The organism is Jeotgalibacillus sp. ET6 (assembly GCF_029667115.1).
Classification (GTDB): Bacteria; Bacillota; Bacilli; order Bacillales; family Jeotgalibacillaceae; genus Jeotgalibacillus.
This window is the reverse complement of record NZ_JARUIU010000054.1, coordinates 1-287: the sequence shown is the minus strand read 5'-3', so window position 1 is coordinate 287 and position 287 is coordinate 1. Positions and strand designations below refer to the sequence as shown.

The 287-nt window shown below is 38.3% G+C and carries 1 protein-coding gene; it reads right to left on the bottom strand.

Translation table 11 applies throughout. The features are described from left to right. Window positions 1-26 precede the first annotated feature (26 nt). The gene (locus tag P6709_RS19840; protein ID WP_278242628.1) at window positions 27-176 is read right to left on the bottom strand and encodes a hypothetical protein; all 150 of its coding nucleotides are present in this window, start codon (window positions 174-176) and stop codon (window positions 27-29) included. Between the last annotated feature and the right edge of the window lie 111 nt (window positions 177-287).

Below are 287 nucleotides of genomic sequence, written 5' to 3'. Positions count from 1 at the left end.
GTCTTTTTATTTCAAAAAATCTGTCCTCATTTATGTTTTTTAATAAAAGATTCGGGAATGGAAAACATAGAGAGAGCCGCTTCCACATCCTCAAAATAGGCATTGATAAATCGTTCAGCTACTGCCGGCACATCTTCACCAAGATCATTGGCTGCACGAATCAATTTATCATCCACACATAATTCTTTTCCTCCTGGATTTTATCCGCGATTAAATCAGCTTTAGAGGATGGCTTCAAGCTGTAAGTCAGTACTTCACCTTCCAATCCCGTTAATCATTGATGGATC